General features: G+C 46.4%; 27 protein-coding genes and 3 tRNA genes. 23 read left to right on the top strand and 7 right to left on the bottom strand.

Going from position 1 to position 21,089, the window contains the following annotated elements:
- Positions 1 to 10 precede the first annotated feature (10 nt).
- From ACXMYH_RS09640 to ACXMYH_RS09630, 3 genes are all read left to right on the top strand, one after another.
- The gene (locus ACXMYH_RS09640) at positions 11 to 1,012 is read left to right on the top strand and encodes a hypothetical protein (protein ID WP_486554772.1); all 1,002 of its coding nucleotides are present in this window, start codon (positions 11 to 13) and stop codon (positions 1,010 to 1,012) included.
- 337 nt (positions 1,013 to 1,349) lie between these two features.
- Entirely contained in the window at positions 1,350 to 2,414 is a 1,065-nt protein-coding gene (locus ACXMYH_RS09635; protein ID WP_486554771.1) for a tyrosine-type recombinase/integrase, read from the top strand.
- Positions 2,415 to 2,527: 113 nt separating this feature from the next.
- Positions 2,528 to 3,097: a hypothetical protein gene (locus ACXMYH_RS09630; protein WP_215702765.1), complete on the top strand. Its 570-nt coding sequence runs from the start codon at positions 2,528 to 2,530 to the stop codon at positions 3,095 to 3,097.
- Here the strand turns inward: ACXMYH_RS09630 and ACXMYH_RS09625 are convergent.
- Complete coding sequence (locus ACXMYH_RS09625) at positions 3,094 to 3,447, bottom strand: hypothetical protein (RefSeq protein ID WP_486554770.1); 354 nt, start codon at positions 3,445 to 3,447, stop codon at positions 3,094 to 3,096. The genes ACXMYH_RS09630 and ACXMYH_RS09625 overlap by 4 nt on opposite strands.
- Positions 3,448 to 3,603: 156 nt before the next feature.
- Between ACXMYH_RS09625 and ACXMYH_RS09620 the strand changes: the two genes are divergently transcribed.
- From ACXMYH_RS09620 to ACXMYH_RS09600, 5 genes are all read left to right on the top strand, one after another.
- Positions 3,604 to 4,365: a DUF4376 domain-containing protein gene (locus tag ACXMYH_RS09620; protein WP_486554769.1), complete on the top strand. Its 762-nt coding sequence runs from the start codon at positions 3,604 to 3,606 to the stop codon at positions 4,363 to 4,365.
- 61 nt (positions 4,366 to 4,426) lie between these two features.
- Positions 4,427 to 4,747 carry a putative ABC transporter permease gene (locus ACXMYH_RS09615; RefSeq protein ID WP_486554768.1) on the top strand — a complete coding sequence of 107 codons (321 nt, stop codon included), beginning with the start codon at positions 4,427 to 4,429 and terminating at the stop codon, positions 4,745 to 4,747.
- A gap of 46 nt (positions 4,748 to 4,793) precedes the next feature.
- The gene (locus ACXMYH_RS09610; protein WP_486554767.1) at positions 4,794 to 5,279 is read left to right on the top strand and encodes a phage holin family protein; all 486 of its coding nucleotides are present in this window, start codon (positions 4,794 to 4,796) and stop codon (positions 5,277 to 5,279) included.
- Between the two features lie 119 nt (positions 5,280 to 5,398).
- Positions 5,399 to 5,908, top strand: a complete 510-nt coding sequence (locus ACXMYH_RS09605) for a DUF2829 domain-containing protein (protein WP_486554766.1) — start codon at positions 5,399 to 5,401, stop codon at positions 5,906 to 5,908.
- Positions 5,909 to 5,920: 12 nt separating this feature from the next.
- Positions 5,921 to 6,661 carry a M15 family metallopeptidase gene (locus ACXMYH_RS09600; protein WP_486554765.1) on the top strand — a complete coding sequence of 247 codons (741 nt, stop codon included), beginning with the start codon at positions 5,921 to 5,923 and terminating at the stop codon, positions 6,659 to 6,661.
- 38 nt (positions 6,662 to 6,699) lie between these two features.
- Here the strand turns inward: ACXMYH_RS09600 and ACXMYH_RS09595 are convergent, their stop codons facing one another.
- Positions 6,700 to 6,930: a hypothetical protein gene (locus tag ACXMYH_RS09595; RefSeq protein ID WP_486554764.1), complete on the bottom strand. Its 231-nt coding sequence runs from the start codon at positions 6,928 to 6,930 to the stop codon at positions 6,700 to 6,702.
- A gap of 464 nt (positions 6,931 to 7,394) precedes the next feature.
- Here ACXMYH_RS09595 and ACXMYH_RS09590 point away from each other — a divergent pair, with 464 nt between their 5' ends.
- Positions 7,395 to 7,667, top strand: a complete 273-nt coding sequence (locus ACXMYH_RS09590; protein WP_118529716.1) for a hypothetical protein — start codon at positions 7,395 to 7,397, stop codon at positions 7,665 to 7,667.
- A gap of 136 nt (positions 7,668 to 7,803) precedes the next feature.
- Here ACXMYH_RS09590 and ACXMYH_RS09585 read toward each other — a convergent pair whose 3' ends face one another.
- The 3 genes from ACXMYH_RS09585 to ACXMYH_RS09575 all read right to left on the bottom strand — a co-directional run bounded on the left by ACXMYH_RS09585 (position 7,804) and on the right by ACXMYH_RS09575 (position 8,565).
- On the bottom strand, positions 7,804 to 8,019 hold the full coding sequence (locus tag ACXMYH_RS09585) for a hypothetical protein (protein WP_486554763.1): 216 nt from the start codon (positions 8,017 to 8,019) through the stop codon (positions 7,804 to 7,806).
- Positions 8,020 to 8,093: 74 nt separating this feature from the next.
- Positions 8,094 to 8,408 (bottom strand): DUF3837 family protein, encoded by a 315-nt coding sequence (locus ACXMYH_RS09580; RefSeq protein ID WP_486554762.1) that lies wholly within the window; start codon positions 8,406 to 8,408, stop codon positions 8,094 to 8,096.
- Positions 8,356 to 8,565: a hypothetical protein gene (locus ACXMYH_RS09575; protein WP_118529719.1), complete on the bottom strand. Its 210-nt coding sequence runs from the start codon at positions 8,563 to 8,565 to the stop codon at positions 8,356 to 8,358. Before ACXMYH_RS09575 ends, ACXMYH_RS09580 begins: the two co-directional genes overlap by 53 nt.
- Before the next feature lie 225 nt (positions 8,566 to 8,790).
- Between ACXMYH_RS09575 and ACXMYH_RS09570 the strand changes: the two genes are divergently transcribed.
- The 9 genes from ACXMYH_RS09570 (at position 8,791) to ACXMYH_RS09530 (ending at position 15,641) form a co-directional block, all read left to right on the top strand.
- Positions 8,791 to 9,711, top strand: coding sequence for an AEC family transporter (locus tag ACXMYH_RS09570; protein ID WP_118529720.1), 921 nt, complete (start codon positions 8,791 to 8,793; stop codon positions 9,709 to 9,711).
- Positions 9,712 to 9,750: 39 nt separating this feature from the next.
- Entirely contained in the window at positions 9,751 to 10,320 is a 570-nt protein-coding gene (locus tag ACXMYH_RS09565) for a hypothetical protein (protein WP_118529721.1), read from the top strand.
- A 10-nt stretch (positions 10,321 to 10,330) separates the two neighbouring features.
- Positions 10,331 to 10,945 carry a YcxB family protein gene (locus tag ACXMYH_RS09560; RefSeq protein WP_118529722.1) on the top strand — a complete coding sequence of 205 codons (615 nt, stop codon included), beginning with the start codon at positions 10,331 to 10,333 and terminating at the stop codon, positions 10,943 to 10,945.
- A gap of 83 nt (positions 10,946 to 11,028) precedes the next feature.
- Positions 11,029 to 11,487 (top strand): DUF6560 family protein, encoded by a 459-nt coding sequence (locus ACXMYH_RS09555; RefSeq protein ID WP_118529723.1) that lies wholly within the window; start codon positions 11,029 to 11,031, stop codon positions 11,485 to 11,487.
- 115 nt (positions 11,488 to 11,602) lie between these two features.
- Complete coding sequence (locus ACXMYH_RS09550) at positions 11,603 to 11,917, top strand: DUF1540 domain-containing protein (protein ID WP_118322093.1); 315 nt, start codon at positions 11,603 to 11,605, stop codon at positions 11,915 to 11,917.
- Between the two features lie 367 nt (positions 11,918 to 12,284).
- A complete protein-coding gene (gene infC / locus ACXMYH_RS09545; protein WP_118298421.1) occupies positions 12,285 to 12,779 on the top strand; it encodes a translation initiation factor IF-3 in 495 nt (164 codons plus the stop codon).
- A 27-nt stretch (positions 12,780 to 12,806) separates the two neighbouring features.
- Entirely contained in the window at positions 12,807 to 13,004 is a 198-nt protein-coding gene (rpmI, locus tag ACXMYH_RS09540) for a 50S ribosomal protein L35 (protein WP_021906099.1), read from the top strand.
- A 38-nt stretch (positions 13,005 to 13,042) separates the two neighbouring features.
- On the top strand, positions 13,043 to 13,399 hold the full coding sequence (gene rplT, locus ACXMYH_RS09535; RefSeq protein ID WP_118298422.1) for a 50S ribosomal protein L20: 357 nt from the start codon (positions 13,043 to 13,045) through the stop codon (positions 13,397 to 13,399).
- A gap of 616 nt (positions 13,400 to 14,015) precedes the next feature.
- Positions 14,016 to 15,641: an IS1182 family transposase gene (locus tag ACXMYH_RS09530; protein ID WP_486554761.1), complete on the top strand. Its 1,626-nt coding sequence runs from the start codon at positions 14,016 to 14,018 to the stop codon at positions 15,639 to 15,641.
- Positions 15,642 to 15,816: 175 nt separating this feature from the next.
- On the opposite strand, the gene ACXMYH_RS09525 is transcribed toward ACXMYH_RS09530, so the two are convergent.
- Positions 15,817 to 15,900 (bottom strand) — tRNA-Leu (locus tag ACXMYH_RS09525).
- A gap of 192 nt (positions 15,901 to 16,092) precedes the next feature.
- Between ACXMYH_RS09525 and ACXMYH_RS09520 the strand changes: the two genes are divergently transcribed.
- From ACXMYH_RS09520 to ACXMYH_RS09505, 4 genes are all read left to right on the top strand, one after another.
- Positions 16,093 to 16,176 (top strand) — tRNA-Leu (locus ACXMYH_RS09520).
- 103 nt (positions 16,177 to 16,279) lie between these two features.
- A complete protein-coding gene (locus tag ACXMYH_RS09515) occupies positions 16,280 to 17,485 on the top strand; it encodes a nickel-dependent putative hexonate epimerase (protein ID WP_486554760.1) in 1,206 nt (401 codons plus the stop codon).
- A 171-nt stretch (positions 17,486 to 17,656) separates the two neighbouring features.
- A tRNA-Leu gene (locus ACXMYH_RS09510) sits at positions 17,657 to 17,740 on the top strand.
- A gap of 430 nt (positions 17,741 to 18,170) precedes the next feature.
- Positions 18,171 to 19,358: a pyridoxal phosphate-dependent aminotransferase gene (locus ACXMYH_RS09505; protein WP_486554759.1), complete on the top strand. Its 1,188-nt coding sequence runs from the start codon at positions 18,171 to 18,173 to the stop codon at positions 19,356 to 19,358.
- Here ACXMYH_RS09505 and ACXMYH_RS09500 read toward each other — a convergent pair.
- Positions 19,343 to 19,552, bottom strand: a complete 210-nt coding sequence (locus tag ACXMYH_RS09500) for a hypothetical protein (protein ID WP_147352380.1) — start codon at positions 19,550 to 19,552, stop codon at positions 19,343 to 19,345. The two genes, ACXMYH_RS09505 and ACXMYH_RS09500, sit on opposite strands and share 16 nt — an antisense overlap.
- A gap of 396 nt (positions 19,553 to 19,948) precedes the next feature.
- On the opposite strand from ACXMYH_RS09500, the gene ACXMYH_RS09495 reads away from it, so the two are divergent.
- Positions 19,949 to 21,007 carry an N-acetylmuramoyl-L-alanine amidase family protein gene (locus tag ACXMYH_RS09495; protein ID WP_486554758.1) on the top strand — a complete coding sequence of 353 codons (1,059 nt, stop codon included), beginning with the start codon at positions 19,949 to 19,951 and terminating at the stop codon, positions 21,005 to 21,007.
- The last annotated feature ends 82 nt before the right edge of the window (positions 21,008 to 21,089 follow it).

The following is a 21,089-nucleotide window of genomic DNA, read 5'->3' as shown; positions in this document are numbered from 1 at the left end:
GGAAAAAACGATGGGAGTATATAGAGCGGCCATTGTAACAGAGAACGGACAGAACCTTATTGCGCAAGCGTTAGCGAATGAGAAACCTTTAATTTTCACAAGCGCAAAAACATCAAGTTATTCATATCCGGTGGGAACCGATGTTCCGGCACTGACTGGGCTACAGGATGTGGTGCAGAGTGTGCTGCCATTTGACAGTAAAGTACTGGGCGGAAATGTGGCACAGGTGAGTGTCCGCTTCGATAATGATGGAGTGGATCAGACGTATCGAATCGAGACGATCGGACTCTATGCCAAGATTGAGGGCGGAGCGGAAACATTATTTTCTGTCACACAAGCGACAACGCCAGATGAAATGCCGGTGCAGAGTGACATCTCCCCGTCAGCGTACATATACAATATTCAGCACACAGTGCAGAATGCGTCACAGATCACGCTTACCGTGAATCCGGCCGGAACTGCAACAGTGCAGGATATTATGGATATTGAGACCCCAGAGTTTGATGATTCCGGAACGGTGGAAGGGATCAGCAGCTTTCCAAGTTTTCTTGAAACCATGAAGTCGAAGATGAATTTCTTCCAGTTCTTCAGAAATTTAAAAGCCGGACTGCAGTTCGTATTGCATGCCGGGCAGATCGTTAATAACTGCGTGACAGACAATGCTGGGCTTCCTCTTTCAGCGGCGCAGGGGAAGGTGCTGAAGGACCTGTACACTCAATTGTATAGTGATTTGTCAAATTTTGTTGTGGCGAGACAAATATCCGCGGATGTTACTATACCAAACGGATCTCCTTATTCTACATCAACACATGATATCACTTGTGATATTCCATCTGGATATAAATATGTAGGTATTCTGCGAGCTTGGTGTATAGATCCATCATGCTTTGTATGGAATGCTTATTTCCGGGATGAAGGTAAAAATGCTAAAATCGATGTGTCTAATTTAAACGGAACACAAAAAAATACTACGATTTTTATAGGTGTTCTTTATGCCAAAATCATGATTTAAGTCCATGACGTCCAGACCTTTGGGTCTCCAATGAATCGCCTTGTCACAACTCCATTGTCTCCACCAATACACATTATTTGAGTGCAATATATACCCGGGAGCTGAATAAACAGACACCATTGTGCGTTGTCGGGACCGTTCGAGATGGTATCAACAGCTCCGATATTATAGATTCCGATAGGAATTTTCGAGGATGATGCACCATTCAAGTCTCCTGCAAAGTCGCCGCGATAAATCAGCACTTCCGACTTTAGGGCATAGCTTGACAAGGACGTGCTGTCGACCTTCTTATTCAAATTGTTATTTGTGGTATTCAAATCACTATACAATTGAGTATGTGTTTTGGGTAAATGCCCTATCAGAGCCTCCATCCTTTACAATGAAATGTGAAGGAAAGGAGGCTTTTATGATAGAGCAGATTATCAAAAACGTACTTAATGCGATGACGTCGCGGCTGGATCCAGAGCAGTTAGAACATCTCAGCAATGTACTTTACATGAATTTTCATGGAAAAGAGCTTCGGGAGGAATGTACCGAACTGGTGAATACTGAAGAAGATGGGGATGAAGCGCGGATCAGAATGTTTGTGGCCAGCAAGATCGCGATGAACAGGAAGAGAAAAACCTTGGAACACTATGTGAAGGAAGTCCGGAATGTGATGACCTTTTTGGGTAAAAGCATTGCGGACATAACAAGCATGGATCTCCGGATGTATTACGGGTATATGCGCGAAGTTAAAGGAATGAAAGCAATCACTGTGCAGACAAGGTTGCACTATTTATCCAGTTTCTGGGACTTTTTGGTAACGGAAGAACTTGTCCGGGGAAATCCGGTAAAGAAAGTCGGCACATTAAAATTGGAAAAAGAGATAAAGAAGCCGTTTTCGGCTGAAGAAATGGAGCGGTTGCGCGATGCGTGTCCAGGAGTGAGAGACAGGGCGATGATTGAATTTTTATATTCGACCGGCGTCAGAGTTTCAGAAATGGCAGCGTTAGATGTAAAAGACATAGAAATGGGACGACAGGAACTAATTGTGTATGGTAAGGGAAGCAAGGAGAGAAAGACGTACTTGACGGATAGCGCGAAGTTTTATTTAAAACGGTATCTGAAGGACCGGAAGGCCCAGGATTCTGAGCCACTATTCGGTGCGGAGCATCATCCGGATCGTCGTCTGACGGTGGCCGGGATTCAGTACATGCTCCGGCAACTGGGTGCCCGGGCCGGAGTAGAAAAGACACATCCGCACCGGTTCCGGCGGACAATTGCTACGGATTTGCTTGCGCGTGGAATGCCGATAGAACAGGTGAAGGAGTTTCTTGGTCACGAAAAGCTGGATACAACTCTCATATATTGCACCGTTAAGGAAGAACAGGTGAAAGCGTCCCACCGGAAGTACGCATAAGAGCAAAAAAATATGATTTTTAGGCAGGCGGAAACGGCTGCTTGTTTGCTATGCGCGGAGATATGACGGCGGGAAACAGCAGATCTGACTGACCGGCTTAATTGTATAGTGACATGGGGAAAAAAATTTCTATTGGCGGTGAAATGATTGGTGGTTACGTTAATTGGCAAAAAAGTGATGGACGATTTGCAACAATAATTATTGATACCCCAGATGGTCCAAACCAGCTTATTTTAGAAAAAAATAGTGCCGCGGTTACAATATTGAGAAATAATACATGGCAGGAACAGTATCGGCTTGCGACAATATCAATGTTATCCGATTATGTTTTAAAGTCAGATCTCGTTGTTTCTTCCGCAGCTTTACAGTCGAAGCAAAATGTCACTGATGAATCATACATCAAGTTTTATAAATATGGGAAAATCGTAGTTGCGCATATTACAGTAACAACAACATCTGAAGTATCTGGTTATAATGTATTAAAATTAGGAGTTATTCCCAATGGATTCCGCCCAAACTTTGAGTGTAGATCTCTTATTTTGCGTCAGCAGTCCAATGAATCGAGAATTTTAGCATTTACAACAAGCGGCGATATCAATTTATGGAACTGGTCGACTAATGCTGGTATAACAACTCCATCAGGAAGCTCATTTTGTGGGGAAGCAGTATTTTGTGTTGCCTAATCAGTTGATATTTTCGCAATTTTATACCAATGTATCATTTTTTTCTGCCAGATTGTGCAGATCCAAATTCCATTATTGATGCGAGGAGAAGCAATCAATAATGTGCCAAAGTTACATCCGTCATTTGAATTGCTATCTTCTCCGAGCAAAAGAGCATAAAAATCCCCCATATTATACTCTGAAAATATTTCTGTCCCAGCATCCTTATTGACGTCAGCAGTAATCGCTTCAAAATGATAAGAACCCGCCTGCGTCAATTGACCGGCAGAGCTAAGACTTTTGATAGTCTTAACACCTGGGTATCCGTTTTTAGATGCAGTTAGTTCGCTTTTCGTAGCATATGAATTCAAAGCAGATACATCGGCCTTGTCACTATACAATTGAGGAAAAAGAGAAAAATCAACTCATCAACACAAAAATCAACTACAAATCACATAAATTTGAAAACTCAGGATCCGCGAGGGTCCTTTTTATATACAAAAAATTATTTTTTTAGGAGGTATTCCATGGAAAAAATCAAAATCAAGGGATCAAGCAAGTCATACGAGATCCGGAGCATCCAGACGATCGAACCACACGTGATGCAGATTGTCTTCGTGGGTACACCGCCGACAAAATGGGGAGATATCACCCTATACACGGACGGCGGCATCGAATGCGCAACGCTGACGGGATGGACTACAGTATATCGCGATGAGGGCCAGACAGTCTATCTGTCAGATGATAGCAGCGTGTACCAGACACCGGATCCGGATACTGGTGGCGAGATCCTTCCGCCGGAGCCGTATGTTCCGACGCTGGAAGAACTACAGGCAGCGAAAAAGCGGGAAATCAGTCAGGCATGTGAGAACGCTATCTATTCCGGAGTCGATGTCAAGCTGTCGGACGGATCCACGGAGCATTTTTCACTTACGGAGCATGATCAGCTCAATCTCTTCGGTAAGCAGGTACAGCTTGCAGCAGGCACCACTGAGCTTGAGTACCACGCGGACGGTCAGCCATGCCGATACTACAGCGCTAAGGATATGCAGATTATTACATCCATGGCAATGGCTTTCGTATCTTACCACACGACCTACTGCAATGCCGTAAACATGTGGATCGCAGGATGTGAGACAGCAGATGAGATCCAGAAGATCTATTATGGTGCAGATGTGCCGGAACAGTACCAGTCAGATGTCCTCAAGGCATATATTGCATCAATGAAAGAAGGTGTGAGTGATGTGGATGAGTCACAGACTACTGAACAAATATCTGTTCCTGTTTAATGTTGGCGGACTGCTTTACATATTGATCGAACTGATCTGGCGCGGCCGGAGTCACTGGACCATGTTTTTACTCGGTGGGATCTGCTTCGTATTTCTGGGATTGATCAACGAGGTTCTTCCCTGGCAGATGCCGTTATGGCAGCAGGTCCTCATCGGTGCGGTCGGAATCACAACATTAGAGTTCTTGACTGGCTGCATCGTCAATCTGTGGCTCGGCTGGGGAGTCTGGGACTACAGCGGGCTTCCGGGCAACCTCTTGGGGCAGATCTGTCCGCAGTACTTTCTTATGTGGCTGCCGGTGGCACTGGTCGGAATCGTCCTGGACGACTGGATCCGGTACCGAAAGTTCGGGGAGGAACGGCCACACTACAGACTGATCTGACGGACAAACATACAATATAGTAAGAAAATCAAAAGGAGAAATGAGAATGAACAGAGGTACGTGCACAACGATCCAGTTGATTGCAACTGGAGTGATTGCTTTTTTGTCTGAAAAATTGGGAATCACATTTTATTTGCTGGGACTGCTTGTCTTTTTAATGGTCGTTGACTATATCAGTGGGATGATTGCGAGTATGGTGGAAGCGATTGATCATCCGGGAGACACATCATATGGTTGGTCCAGTAAAAAAGGAGCAAAGGGAATCGCAAAGAAGATCGCATATTTATTTGTGATCACTGTGGCAATTGTAATTGATTACATCTTAGCAAAGACATCTGGAAATCTCGGATATCATTTGCCATCTGCGATGCTGTCCCTTCTTACAACGGTGTGGTACTTATTGAATGAAGCCTTATCAATTACAGAAAACGCCGGTCGCATGGGTGCACCGGTACCTGAATGGCTGATGAAGTACATTGCAGTTCTGAAAGATAAAATCGATAGCAGCAATGAAACAAATCTGAAAGATTAGGAGGAGGTGATCCGAATATCTCCCGTCACGGTCCGGGGAATGGCCGTTGCGTTGTCGCAACAGCCCGGAGGGGATATCCTTCCGGGCTGTCAACTTTTATGAAAGAAAAGAGGTAAAAAATGAAATTTAAAGAAGCATTTGAAAAAATGAAATCCGGAGCTAAGGTGAAACTTCCAGGCTGGGGCGGATACTGGTACTGGGATTCTGAAAAAGAAACCATTATGATGCGGTGCAGACAGAAGGATCCTGATCAGGGAGATCTCCTTGATATCAGAGAGACCCAGTGTGTAGAGTACACGCTCATGAATATGCAGTCTGAAGAATGGGAGATTGCAGATGAGAAAAACTGTCCGGTGCTGGGCGGTACTGCTACATTCTCATTTGCAGACGCTATCCGCTATCTGAAACGTGGTTTAAAAGTAGCAAGACAGGGATGGAATGGCAAAAGCCAGTACATTGAGATTGCAACCAATATCAGCTATGTGAACGCATCCGGGCAGATTGTGAATTGCGAGCATGATGCCATTGGCAACAAAGCCATTGCATTTGTGGGCACATCTGGAGTGCAGATGGGATGGTTGGCATCACAAGCGGATATGCTTGCTGATGATTGGGTATTTGCAGAATAGGAAGGTGATCACGTGAGAGATATTACTTTATGCCATCCGCGACTCCAGTGTCTGGCCGCGGAGCTTATCAAGGAATGCGAGAAGCAGGGACTGCAGATCAAAATCGGTGAGACGCTACGCACCACGGCAGAGCAGGATGCCCTGTATGCTCAGGGACGCACAAAGCCGGGGACTATTGTCACGAATGCGAAAGGCAGCAGCTACAGCTCTTATCATCAGTGGGGAGTGGCGTTTGATATTTACAGAGCCGACGGCCGCGGTGCCTATTATGATAAAGATGGATTCTTTTCCAAAGTCGGGAAGATCGGAGTGGCACTTGGTCTCGAATGGGGTGGAAATTGGAAATCCATCGTGGACAAACCTCACTTCCAGCTTCCAGACTGGGGTAGCAGTACCAGTGGGATAAAGAAACATTACAAGACCCCGGAAGAGTTCATGAAGACATGGCCAGCGACGGAGCAGAAGACCATCACTCCGGGCTGGCAGCATGATGCGCACGGCTGGTGGTGGCAAAACGAGGACGGATCCTGGGTAGCATCGGACTGGCGTCTGATCAACCACCACCATTACCTCTTCGGAGCAAACGGATACATCCGGACCGGCTGGCATCGGTGGAATCCAGACACAAAGCAGGTGGATCCGGCTGACGGCTCCGGAGACTGGTATTATCTCCAGGAGGATGGTGACCTGCAGGGCGCGTGCTGGCACAGCAGATCAAGTGGAGCGATGGAAGTGTGGTATGTAGAGAAGTAGGGAAATGCGGCGCCTGTGTTCAGGGTGTCGCCTTAGACTTATTGAAGTTTGAAACTAACACCTTTTATCTCGCGGTAGGATGAGCAGAGCAGTCCATTGTCCCGACACCAGGTCACAACTTCAAGATAGTCATATCCATTTTCTTCAATGTTTGATTCAAAGCCTATTACGAGTTCTTCATCTCTTTTGCTGTAGCAGGCAATCGCAATCGGAATAGTTGTCGTTATGATCCGGATGGACCTTAAATTTTCTTCTGGAAATACAAGCATTATTTTTTCTCCTTAAGTTAGTGTCTACCTATATAAACGCAAAAGATTCTATTTTGTGACAAGATTTAAAAAAGTGCAGATATCACACGACGACAATGGATCCTTCCCTATTAGAAAGAGTAGGGACGATTCCTCTTCAGTTTTAGTTCTTGTGTTGCATTTCGTGTTGCATAGTTGCGAAAAAGAGCGTTTTTGGGAGAAAAAACAGTAAGAAATAGGTTTATAAAATTCCTGCGAAACCTGCATAAAATAAGGGAAAACGCTATTTATGGAGCTATCATGGAATCTATGGTTATGGGTTCGATTCCCCTCAGGTCCACTTATAAGAATCTCGAGAAATCCAGTGTTTATGCGGGGTTGCGGGGTTCTTATTTTTTTAAAGAAACAGGATACCTGATTGACAAACTCAGCATTATCCCGTACACTTTTATTACAGAGAATATAAAAAGCAAAGGAGAACTCTTATGAAAAAACGGGGCGATTACTTAAAGAAAGCATATTATCACTTAATGAAGATCGAACAGAAGAAGAACAAGATCTTTGGAGTGGAAAACTACGGCGAGATCAATGCGGAATTAAACCGCAAGTTCGCGAAAGGCGAGTATTTTGATTCCAGCGAAGTTTATGTTGAAGATGGTTACCTCTGCGTAGGCGAAGGTTTCTTCCGCCTGTCCGGAAAAGAGCAGGACGCTCTGATCGAGTATCTCTGCCCGGAAGATGACAGCACAGAGGAATAAAAATGAACCTTTTTGCGTAACGGGAAGTTATCACGACAGTCGCCAAGGTCTCGCGCAAGCGCGGACTTTGGCTCGTTATTCGCGTAAACAAAAAAGACCGGATCCGTTCTTTACGCAGGATCCGGTCTTTTTGCAATTATAAAATACAGTTTAAATTTTTGATAAACGCATCTTTATCGGAAATCTCCGCGGCGTCAGCGAGAAGTTCGGCAATCCCGTTTACGGTCTCATCGTCAGCTTCGAAAAATTCTGCCCATGCGTAAAACATGCATTTTAAATGCTCCATTTCATCCTCGCCTGCTTTTGCCAGCGCGATCATTTTATCGAGAAACTCTTTTTCAGTAATTCCCATCGCTGTAAACTCCTTCCATTATGATCCGGATCCGGATCAGATTATGCGGCTGACCTGGCTCGCGGCAGCCACACCTAAGATTCTTCATATCCGAGTTTCAGGGTGATCAGTGAGTCGTCATCCAGAACCTCGCCCTTCTTATAGATATAATTGCGGATCAGAACCTTCAATTTCTCATTGACGGCCGGACTTGAAAAAATAGTATCCGGAACCGACTTTACGAACTCTTTGAGCCCCATTCCTGCAGTTCCCACCGGGCATGGGAGCGAAGCCTCGCGGCATGCCATACCAACTGCACAGGATAATTCCATGTGATTGATCAGCCGTGCCGGTGTCTCAAAGTTTTTGATCTTGATCTTCACGGACATCGGAACAAGCGTATGTACCATCGGCAGGATCTCCTTTCTGCCCCTCGCGGTCACGGACCATCTTCCAGATCAGGTCATGCATCCACTGGACAGTCTCCTGAAGCTTTGAATTTTCTTCTTTCAAACGGGCAATCTCGGCTTCCAGTTCCTGAATTTTTGCATCTTTTTCTTCGGACATGGTAAAAAACCTCCCTGAAAACTGTATGAGAACAGAACAAGTATAACATCAGAACAGAAAACTGTCCAGTGCGGGAAAAACGAAATCGCTATGTGAAATCACTCTGGGATATGGGATCAATACTTTTCCGGATGGAAAAGAGTGATTGATTCGATCGCGACTTTGAGATATAATAACCTTTGTTTATATTTCTGCCAAAAAGACATAAAAAGAGGGACATGAAAAATGAGTGCAGTATTATTGAAAGCGGGATGTTTTTTTCTGATCATCCTGATGGGATACGGTTTAAAAAAGATTGGTCTTTTGCATCAGACGGATCTTCCGGTCTTCTCAAAACTTGTCACAAAGATCACACTGCCGGCGGCGATCATCCATAATTTCGGCCAGGCGACCATGGATGTCTCCATGCTGGTGATCGTATTGATCGGCTTCCTGTGCAGCGGCGCGTACGCGGTGATCGGCTACGGACTGTTCGCAAGGGGAACGAGAGAGCAGAAGGCCTTTGGTCTTGTGAATGCTTCGGGATATAATATTGGATGTTTTACCATGCCGTTCGTCCAGGGATTTTTAGGTGCGCCCGGCGTGGCGTGCACGAGTCTCTTTGATACGGGAAACGCGGTGGTCTGTACCGGCGGTTCCTATGCAGTGGCGATGTCAGTTGCCGGAAAAGGAGGAAACGGGGATAAACACCAGATCCGCAGGATCGTGGTGCAGCTTTTAAAGTCGGTTCCTTTTGACTGCTATGTGATCATGACGGCGCTGACCATGGCGGGACTCCGGCTTCCGGTCTTTGCGGACCAGGTTGCTGAGACGGTGGGAAATGCCAATACATTCCTTTCCATGATAATGATCGGTCTGGGACTGGAATTACATATGACGAGAGAACAGACAGGCAGTGTGGCGAAGATCCTGGGAACCCGCTTCATGATCTCGGCGGTCCTGGCGGTCCTGTTTTATCAGTTCCTTCCATTTTCCCAGGAGATCCGCAGAACACTTGCGATCTTGATGTTTGGTCCGGTATCGGCGCTCGGAGTCGCGTATACGTCCATGCTTGATGGAGATATCAATCTGGCCAGTGCAGTGAACTCGGCATCGATCATTCTGGGGATCGTGAGCCTGACAGCGGCGATCATTGTCTTCCAGTAATAGTTCTGAAAAAATAGTTGCGACACAAGGAGGAATAAGATGGAATTACGGAATGAAAAGGATGCGAGGTTTATCATCCGGCACCATGTGACGGAAGAAAAGCTGCTTCATCTGGAAAAAGGAGTCCGGAAACTTGGTTTCCAGTCCGGCGGAAAACGCATCATGTCGATCTTTCTGGGGGTGTTCCTGCTCTGCATGGCAGCGAAGGCGATCGTCGGAGGCACGATCGGGGATGCGCTGATGATGATCGGGATCCTTTGTGCCATGGGCTTCCTGTTCGGCGGATATGCGCTCCTCAAAGGTTGGATGGATGCGAAGAAACAGATCCATCTGCAGTTTGAGGCAGGAAAGATGGATGACAATTACCAGTGGGAATACCGCTTCTATGATGACGGATATGAGGTTGTCGGAAAGAATGAGAAATCCCGTGTGAAGTACGATAATGTGGGACGTCTCATCGATATGTCCGGCATGTATGTGATCGTGGAACGCGGAAATGTGGTCCGGTATTTCATGAAGGATGACGCGGTGCAGGGAAATTCCACGGAACTTGCAGGTTTCCTCACGGAAAAATGTCATCTTCCGATGGAACAGCTCACGGTACGATAGGAGGTGCAGGATGGAACCAATATACGCAGTAAGATCAACATATGATGAAGATATGTTTTATCATCAGGTCGTGGCATCCAAACCGAGGATGATGCCGAAGGAAGAAAACGGAAAGAAGATCCGGTTTCAGCTCCCGGATTTCGGACTGAAGGATACATTGATGGCGCTTCTTGTGGGAGCAGCTGTTTACATGGCGTTCGGACAGCTTGAAACGTCTACGAGGATCCTGCAGGCAGTGCTCTGCGGCCTTGTGGTAGCGGTGGTCTTGAGACGAATGAATGAGAGACAGAACGGGGAGACTTCCGGGAAAAAGACAAATTCGATATCGGCAGATAAAAATCAGGCTCTGCAGCTTCTGGAGAGTTCCGGCTTAAAAGGAGAGCGCTGCACCCTGAATTTCTATGAGGATACCTTTACCGTGGAGCGTCCGGGGATCATCACGGAGTACCAGTACGAAGGGATCGCATGGATCAAGGAGACCAGCAAATATTATATGATCTTCTGGAACCGTTCTCTTGCGATACCGGTGGAGAAAGCCGGTTTTTACCGCGGGAAGAAGGAGACTTTTGGAGGCTTCCTTGAGAAACGCTGCAATAAGGTGATCGAGAAAGTAAAAAATGCGTAAATGGATCAAAACTTCCTGCCTGGGACAGGGACTGTGCGGGATGAGTGATCTGCGCGAAAAATAAAACGGAGAGGATTGTGGGGATGAAGATCAAGAAAGAAGAGAAGATGCAGATCGAGAAACTGCCGACACTCAAACTGAAGTATACGTTGGTGGTGCCGTTCATGGGGATCGTGGATGTATTGACAATGGGGAGCTTTTTTATGAATCCGGCAGCGGATGGAAAACCGTTTATCAAGGCATTCTATGTTATCTGCGGGATCGCTGGTCTCCTGTTTGCTCTTTGGGGGCTTTTATGGAAGACTACGATCGATGGAAAGACGATCCGGGTGAATCCTGTGATCGGAAGGAAAAAAGTGGTCCCATTTACGGATCTGAAAAAAGCGGTCGTGTATAAGAAGAAAAAGACGGGTTCGATCGTGAGTTATGAACTGATCGATAAGAATGACAAGCCGATCGTTACGATCTATCCGCTCATGAAGGACAGCAGCACGCTGATGGAACGCCTGAAGAGACTGAAATATCCGGTGGAAGAGGCGTAAAACAGGCAGAAAATAACGACTGCGTGGTGCAGATATGCCAGAAAAAGGTTCCGTGGTGAATAATCCGGGACCTTTTTGTTCATAATGATCTCTGAAAAGAAAAGGAGGTCATGTTATGACAAAACTGGACTGTACAGTGACAACATGTGTTCACAACGCGGAAAAATGCTGCTGTAAAAATACGATCCTCGTGGAGGGCGCACAGGCGAGAAACTGCTGTGATACCTGCTGCGGGAGTTTTGAGGAAAATCGCGGAGGTCTTTTTAAGAACCTCTTTAAGACACCGGAATCGAAGCTGCAGGTCGACTGCGATGTGATGAACTGCCTTTACAATGATGACCGCACATGCCGGGCAGAGCGGATCACGATCGCCGGTGACGGGGCTATGGCGGTCGGACAGACAGAGTGTGCGAGCTTCAGGGAAAAATAAAAAAAGGAAGTGACGGGACGCAGCGGACATGGAATCCGGCTGCGTTCTGTGCGTTCCGGCTTTTTCACGCGGCTTATCGACCTGATACGGAGAGCGCGACGTCTGATGATTTTTTTAAAGAAAGGGATTGACAAAACGGGATTCCTATAGTAAACTTACATAAGTTGTGAGAACAACTGACAGGAAAGCAGGTATCCGCCTCACCCTGGCACGAGTAAGTGACCCGGGTTCATAGACATCGGTTTTTATCATGCAGCAGCATGCCAAACCAATGCAGTTACGAGCGGATAGTTACCTATCTGCTTTTTCTTTTCTATCGACATATGTAGAGTATGAGAGTTGGAGGTGTACGGCTATTAGCGAGTTAATGATTAACGAGCAGATCCGTGATAAGGAAGTTCGTTTAATTGGAGAAAATGGTGAGCAGCTTGGAATCATGTCTGCAAAAGACGCTTACAAAATGGCGAGAGATGCAGAACTGGATCTTGTAAAGATTGCTCCGGCAGCGAAGCCGCCGGTATGTAAGATCATTGATTACGGCAAATACAAGTATGAGATGATCCGTAAGGAGAAGGAAGCGAAAAAGAAGCAGAAAACGGTTGAGGTGAAGGAAGTTCGTCTTTCCCCGAATATCGATACAAACGATCTGAATACAAAGATCGGATCTGCGAGAAAGTTCATCGAAAAAGGCAACAAGGTAAAAATTACGCTTCGTTTCCGCGGTCGTGAGATGGCTCATATGAACCAGACGAAGTATATTCTGGATGATTTCGCTGAGAAACTTTCCGATATCGCTGTTGTCGATAAGCCTTCCAAAGTAGAGGGAAGAAGCCTGGTAATGTTTTTAACTGCAAAACGATAAGGGAACAATTTTAAGGAGGAAACAACAATGCCTAAAATGAAAACAAGCAGAGCAGCTGCAAAACGTTTCAAAAAGACCGGAACTGGTCAGTTAGTGAGAAATAAAGCTTATAAGTCCCATATCTTAACTAAGAAATCCACAAAGCGTAAGAGAAATCTTAGAAAAGACATCGTTACCGATATCACAAACAGCAAGGTAATGAAGAAGATTTTACCGTATTTATAATTTGTTTTCGGAATTAAGATTAAGGAGGAAATTAAGCAATGGCAAGAATTAAAGGTGGCTTAAATGCCAAGAAGAGACATAACAGAGTGCTCAAGTTAGCCAAAGGTTACAGAGGAGCTCGTTCCAAACAGTATAGAGTAGCAAAGCAGTCCGTAATGAGAGCTTTAACAAGCTCCTACGCTGGCAGAAAAGAGAGAAAGAGACAGTTCAGACAGCTCTGGATCGCTCGTATCAACGCTGCAGCTAGAATCAACGGTCTTTCCTACAGCAAGTTCATGTTCGGCTTAAAGCAGGCTGGTGTTGTTATGAACCGTAAGGTATTATCCGATATGGCTATCAACGACGCAGAGGGCTTTGCAAAGCTTGCTGAGTTAGCAAAAACAAAACTGGCTTAATTGTCAGTGAGATAAGAGAAAACCTTCCTGATAGAGTGATCTGTCGGGAAGGTTTTTGCGTTTGTGGGGTGTCCGCAGCTCTCCAACGCATTCTCCTGCGGGCTAAGAGGAAACCAGCTCCCGGGATCAGGCGGTCCATGCCCGGAGTCTTGCCGGCGCTGTGCGTTGACGGAGAGGATGCCGACGCTGCGCTGGGCTGGTGATGGGGATGTTTGTAGCTTTCGGAAATGCTTTTCTGAAGACTAAGAGAAAGTCGGATTCATGGGATTGGGCGGTCCATGCCCGGAGTCTTGCCGGCGCTGTGCGTTGGCGGAGAGGATGCCGACGCTGCGCTGGGCTGGCGGTGGGAATGTTTGCAGCTTTCAAACGGTTTCCCAGAGGCGACGATCCAAGTCTGGAGCTTTATCGGTGATGGGATGGCAGTGAAAGGAATAGAGGGGAGGGATGATCGAGATGCGTATTGCACTGAACGGGCGAATTGGTGATGGGAAGTGCCATCGGAACTTTCTACTAAACAAAAAAGGGGCTGTCGCACTAACGTGCGGCAGCTCATTTCATATTTCCAACACAAAACGCCGAGCTTCGAAAAGCCCGGCGTTCGTGGTATAATCAGTTTATGCGACTAAACAAAATAATACAGAGAGATTATACCTCTTTTTCTCTGTATTATCAAATCAAACTTCCGCTGGATTTAGAGATTTCTATTCCATCTGATGATCCGGTTCGTCTGGTAAGTGCCTTTGTGGAGGAAATGGACCTTTCTGAACTGTATAAAACTTACAGCAGGATCAGAAAAAATCAGGCAACGCCGCGTCAGATGCTGAAACTCGTCATCTATGCAGCAATGAATCGAATCTACTCAAGCAGGGATATCCAAAAGGCATGCAAACGGGATATCAACTTTATGTACCTCCTGGAAGGAATGCCGGCTCCTGACCATGCAACGATCGCGCGTTTTATCTCCCTGCATTTTTCGGCTTGTGCAAAGGTACTGCTTGCCCAAATGTCAGATCTGCTCTATCTTCTTGGTGAGATCTCAGGAAAGACCATTTTTATTGATGGCACCAAGATCGAGTCTGCAGCCAATAAATATACCTTTGTATGGAAACGGGCTATTACGAAAAATCAGGCCCGGTTATACACAAAACTATCTTCTTTTGTGGCTGAATGCGAAGAACTCTATGGAATCAGGACCGTATACCATGACCGGATATCCATCCACACATTAAAACGGTTAAAGAAGCAGTTGTGCCGCATAAAAGTGCAGGAGGGAATTGTGTTTGTACATGGAATCGGGCGTAGAAAAACACAATTACAGAAATCTCTGGAACAGCTGGATCAATATCTGGAGAAACTAAAGGAATATACAAAAAAGCTGTATACGCTTGGGGATAGAAACAGCTATTCCAAAACAGACCCTGACGCAACCTTCATGAGAATGAAAGAGGACGCGATGCTGAATGGACAGTTAAAGCCTGCTTATAACATTCAGCATGGAGTGGATTCCGAATACATCACATGGATCGATATCAGCCCGCACCCTACCGATACACGTACCCTGATCCCGTTTTTGAAAGACATGGAGAATCACCTGGGATTTAAGTATTCAGAAGTCGTTGCAGATGCCGGGTACGAAAGTGAAGAGAACTATCTTTTCATTGAGGAAAACGGACAGACCGCCTATATAAAGCCGCAGAACTATGAGATTTCGAAGACCCGAAAATACAAAAAAGACATCAGTAGAAGGGAAAACATGGAGTACCATGCAGACAGAGACAGCTACATCTGCCTCAACGGAAGGGAACTAACTGTCACAAATGAACGCAGAAGTAAAACAACTAGCGGATATGTCAGTGTAAAAACTTATTACAGAAGCCCAGACTGCACTGGTTGTCCTTATAAAACGGAATGTATCAAGGGAAACAACTGCAAAACACCTATGGAAAAGCGCAATAAAGTGCTGATGGTTTCAAAAACAATGAGCCAGAAACGCGCAGAAGATCTGGAACGGATCACAAGTGAGTATGGAACGATGCTCCGTATGAATCGCAGTATTCAGGCAGAAGGTTCTTTTGCTGACGTAAAAGAGGACATGAATTTTCGAAGATATCTGTATCGTGGAAAGGCAAATGCACTGGCAGAGAGCATCCTTCTGGCGATGGGACGAAATATCAATAAGCTTCATTGCAAGATTCAGACCGGAAGAACGGGAAGTTATCTTTTTCCATTAAAAAGGGCATAGATTTTGATAGTTGAAAACAAAACAGCCTGAAATAAGGCATGCCGAAAGGGATGCCTGGGAATGAACTGCGTTTATAAAGAATGGCATCGAAAACGTGACCGATTTCGATGCCATTTGGGCATAAAGCAGGGCTGCCGCCCAGCAAAAAATATTTGCTAATGCGACAGCCCCTTCGTGCAGAAGAAGGGACTTGAACCCTCATGATATTGCTATCACACGGACCTGAACCGTGCGCGTCTGCCAATTCCGCCACTTCTGCATCTCGTCAGATGACGTATCTCATTGACAAGATATATTATAGTATAAGGGAATGGATTTGTCAACAGTTTTTTGAATATTGCTAAAAAAATATTTTTTTTAAAAAATTCAAAAAAGTACTTGCCAAACATGAAAAGGTGTGGTATATTAATATGCGTCGGTGAGAGATGCAAAATCTTGAAACACCCGATACGCGGAAGTGTCGGAACTGGCAGACGAGCAAGACTAAGGATCTTGTGGTGGTTACATCGTGTGGGTTCAAGTCCCATCTTCCGCATGAAAGACTCAAGTTGAAAGACTTGAGTCTTTTTGCGTTGTGGCGGAAAATCTATGCAGAAAAATCAGAAGCGGCATTAGCGGATCATGAGTGGAAGAGAATATTGGAAACGTGGATCAGCCAGGTGAAACAGGGAGAGAAGATTCTGATCCTGCCTCCGGACATTACGAGATGCTATTCTTATGCGGGAAAGATTACCGCGTATCTGTATGAAAAATTATCTGGGGAATGCAAAGTTCGGATTATGCCGGCGGTGGGGACACACCGGCAGATGACGAGAGAAGAGAGAATCAGATTTTTCGGAGCAATCCCGGATGTGTGTTTTTTAAGTCATAACTGGAAAAATGACACGGAAGATATCTGCATTGTGCCGGAAGAGATTGTTTCTGAAGCGACCGGGGGAACATACAGGAGAGCGATTACGGCTGAATTAAACAGAAACGTTCTTTCAGGAGAGTTTGACCGGATCGTATCCATCGGTCAGGTGGTTCCCCATGAGGTGGTGGGAATGGCAAATTACACGAAAAACCTGCTGGTGGGAGTCGGCGGCAGGGACATGAGCAACCAATCCCATATGATCAGCGCCATCTGCGGAATCGAGAAGATCATGGGACGGGAAAATACGCCGGTGAGACGGATCTTTGACTATGTCCAGAAAAATTTCCTGGATCAGCTTAAAATCACATTCATGCTGACGGTGACCTGTGAGAAACATCAGGATTCTGATCTCTACGGTTTCTATATTGGCGAGGAGCGGGAGACGTTTTCTGCGGCATGCAGACTTGCGGAAAAGAAGAATATCACCTGGCTTCCAAAACGGGCGAAAAAGATTGTCACGTGGCTGGATCCGGCGGAATTCGGCAGTACCTGGGTTGGAAATAAAGCGGTCTACCGGACAAGAATGGCGATCGCGGATGGAGGAGAACTTCTGATCCTGGCACCTGGGATAAAATCCTTTGGGGAGAATGAGGAGGTAGACTCCTGTATCAGAAAATACGGTTACAGCGGCACGGAAACGATACAGAATGCCTATGAAAATGGGGAGTTCAACGGAATCGAGATGGCGGCGGCCCACTTGATCCACGGCTCGTCGGACGGTAGATTTAAGATCACCTACGCGGCAGATCCAAAACTTATGCCGGAGGAGATCATGAGATCCGTGGGCTATGAGTGGACCGATATCGGGCCGATGATGAAAAAATACCAGCCGAAGGGAAAGGAAACGGGCTGGTATGAGGACAATGGGGAAGAGTATTATTTCATCAAAGCCCCAGCGGTTGGACTGTGGAGAGTAAAGGGAGAAGCGTGAGAAAAAACTATGGATAAAGTTAATTGATAGCTATCAGTTATACAAATTGTACAAATAAAACATGCTATTAAAAAAATAAAAAAAGTTTAAAAAAGTACTTGCCAAACATGAAAAGGTGTGGTATATTAATATGCGTCGGTGAGAGATACGAAATCTTGAAACACCCGATACGCGGAAGTGTCGGAACTGGCAGACGAGCAAGACTAAGGATCTTGTGGTGGTTACATCGTGTGGGTTCAAGTCCCATCTTCCGCACGAAAGACTCAAGTCGTGAGACTTGAGTCTTTTTGCGTTATAGGGGGGAGCGCCGGATTCTCTATGAGAATTCTTATTTCATGGAGAAGGTAAAGAAAAGAGATGCAAATAGGAAAAATGTAAATGGTTGCGGATGGTGTAATTTATAATTCTATGAATGAGTGTGTCCGGAAAGATATTTTGAGAAGGAACAGAGCGGAGATAAAGTTTCGCTGATAGATAAAGATGAAAACAATATAAGAACGGAATCTCTGACTAAGGTAGGATTCCGTTCTTTTTATAAAATTGTAAATAAAAAGAAATATGCCACGCGGATCAGTTGTGGTAAGATGATACTAGGATAAAAGACCGCAGGGCCCGCAAGTGCGTAATTGCTCAGGAGGCAGCGGTATCATAAATGACAAAATACATCAGAAGAGAGGTTTTTCCTATGCCGGAATTAAGCAGAAGAGTACAGACATTTACGGACTCCGTCATCCGGAGAATGACGAGAATTAACGATATGACGCCGGGCAGCATCAATCTGAGCCAGGGATTCCCGGATTTTGATCCGCCGAAGGAGATCTTGGAGGCATTGAAGGTGGCGGTGGAACATGGCCCTCACCAGTATTCGATCACATTCGGAGCGAAAAATTTCCGCGATGCTCTGGCAGACATGTATACAAAGAAATGGAATCGTCCGATCGATCCGGATAAGGAGATCGTTGTGACCTGTGGAGGAACGGAGGCCATGATGGCAGCGATGATGACGGTGTGCAATCCGGGAGACAAGGTTGCGGTTTTCAGCCCGTTCTATGAAAACTATGGGGCAGACGCGATCCTCTCCGGGGCAGACCCGATCTATATTCCGCTTGTGCCGCCGGATTTCCATTACGACAGAGCGGTCCTGGAGCAGGCGTTTCGGGACGGAGCAAAGGCGCTGATCCTCTGTAATCCGTCGAATCCGTGCGGAAAAGTATTTACTATGGGAGAGATGGAGGAGATTGCAGAGCTTGCGAAGTGGTATGATGCATTTGTGATCACCGATGAGGTGTACGAGTATATTATTTATGATGGAAACCGTCATATTTCCATGGCGGCACTCCCGGGAATGTACGAGCGGACGATCACCTGCAGCTCGCTTTCAAAGACGTATTCCATGACCGGATGGAGACTGGGCTATCTGATCGGACCGGAGCGCGTGATCGAGGCGGCAAAGAAGGTTCATGACTTCCTCACGGTGGGCGCTGCGGCACCTCTTCAGGAAGCAGCAGTCACAGGCTTAAAATTTGGACCGGAGTATTATGAATGGCTGAAAGACCTTTATACAGAAAAGAGAGATTATCTCTGCGGAAGGCTGGAGCAGATGGGACTCCCGCACACAACTCCGCAGGGCAGCTATTTTGTTCTTGTGGATATTTCTGGATTCCTTGAGAGACCGGAATTTTCCGGATGGACAGATCTGGAGTTCTGTGAATGGATGATAAAGAAGTATGGTGTGGCGGCAGTGCCGGGCTCCAGTTTCTTTAAGGAGCCGGTGAACAACTATATCCGCCTGCATTTTTCCAGAGGGAGAGAGACATTGAAAATGGCTGCTGACCGTCTGGAAAAGATGGCGAAGGATTACGGATTCTGCTGATCGTCTTTTTTGTTCCTGCCGCGGAGATATTTTAAGATCAGCGCGTAGCCGTAGAGCATCACCGGGATGACGATGACGCAGAAGAGAAGTGCCATGATGACATTTTCGGAACCTCCGGTGAATGTCAGGACGATGAGGGAGAGAAATACCGCGGCGATGATGAGGATTCCCACCCAGGCAAAAAATCGTTTCATATAAAAATCCTTTCGTGTGAGTTTCTTTGTCAATAATAGTAAGGATTCGCCTGTCCTCGATGGACGGCGAAAGGATTGCAGACCAGAAATCAACCGCGGTCAGTATTGTTCTGACGGGGCCGAGTCCGTGAAAATGCTGACTTTGGATGAAACAATCCTTTATTCAGTATAAATGATTTTACACACAGATTCAACCGATAATAGTAAGGATCCGTCTGCTCCTGATGTGGATGAGAACGGAGATTTAACAGCAGCGGCGGACAGGACGCTTGGCAGCCCGGCTGTCAGAAAGCAGACGGCCGGCAGATCTGTGCCGACAAGTCAGACTCTGTAAATGACTGGCTGCGGATCATAACGAACAGAAAACAGCGGAAAACGCGGAAAGGAGGACTGTCTGTGAAGAAGAATAAAAAATATGCGTTGACGGCCGCAGCCCTCGCACTGACTGCCATACATGCCATGACGTCATTCGCTGCGGACGGGACGTGGACACTCACGGATGCCGGGTATACGTTCAAATATTCGGACGGAAGAGCGGCGCGCGGCACCTGGGAGGATCTTAACGGTGAGTGGTATCATTTTGATCAAAACGGGATCATGGAGACGGGATGGAGAACGATCGGAAACATCCGTTACCACTTTAATACGGATGGTTCCCTCTCGGAGGGCTGGCAGTACGACGGTCCGGGCGGCGGAAACTGGTACTATTATGATCCTTCTGGAAATGCGATGATCCAGTGGTTTCAGGATAAGGGAAAGTGGTACTGGTTCGATGCGAACGGAACGATGAATCAGGAGGCTGTTCGCACGATCCGGGGAAGGACTTATGCGTTTCGTCCGGACGGGAGCATGCGCGTAAATGAATATGCCGGATTTTCCTATATTGACTATGACGGACAGCCGGATCCGGCCGGGGATATCCGGGCAGTGAACGCGGATGGGACGAAAAAAGATGTGAGCCCGGAGGAAGAAAACATGATTGCCGGATTTATCAATGCGTTCCCGGATGGGTGGAGAAAGAAATTCCGCGATGACGGCTGGAGGTTTGTGTATGACCCGTCCGGCGGGGAATACCGGGGTTTTAAAGATAAGAGAGGAAACCCGCTGTATTCCTGTTTTTATTCCCTCGACGAGAAGAAAAAGGAACTGCGTTTTTCAAAGCCGGATGCGGTGAAGGACGGATTCGGGGCATATATCTATGAAAATTCCGGGGATGAGATGAAAAAAGACCAGTTCCCGAAAGCTGCGCGATACCGCTTTGACGAGATCTCGGAGGCGACGGGACTTCCAGAAGGTGCGAGAAGAGAATATGACGTGATCTTCGGAGCACTGTTTCGTGTATACCAGGATCCGGATGCCTGGGAAAAACTGAAAGGTAAGGCCGCGGATATCGCCTGGACGATCGAGCGGATCGCGGTGAACCGGTCAGCGGAGGGAAGGCTGGACCTGGAATAAAAAGCTGAAGAGAACATATGTACGTCGAAATCATGATTCCGCTTGACGGATTCCATACGATCTGTTACTATACACATATAAC

Source organism: Pilosibacter sp. NGB245 (assembly GCF_057397225.1).
Note: the sequence above shows the minus strand (reverse complement) of the source record. Positions and strands in the feature narration are given on the sequence as shown.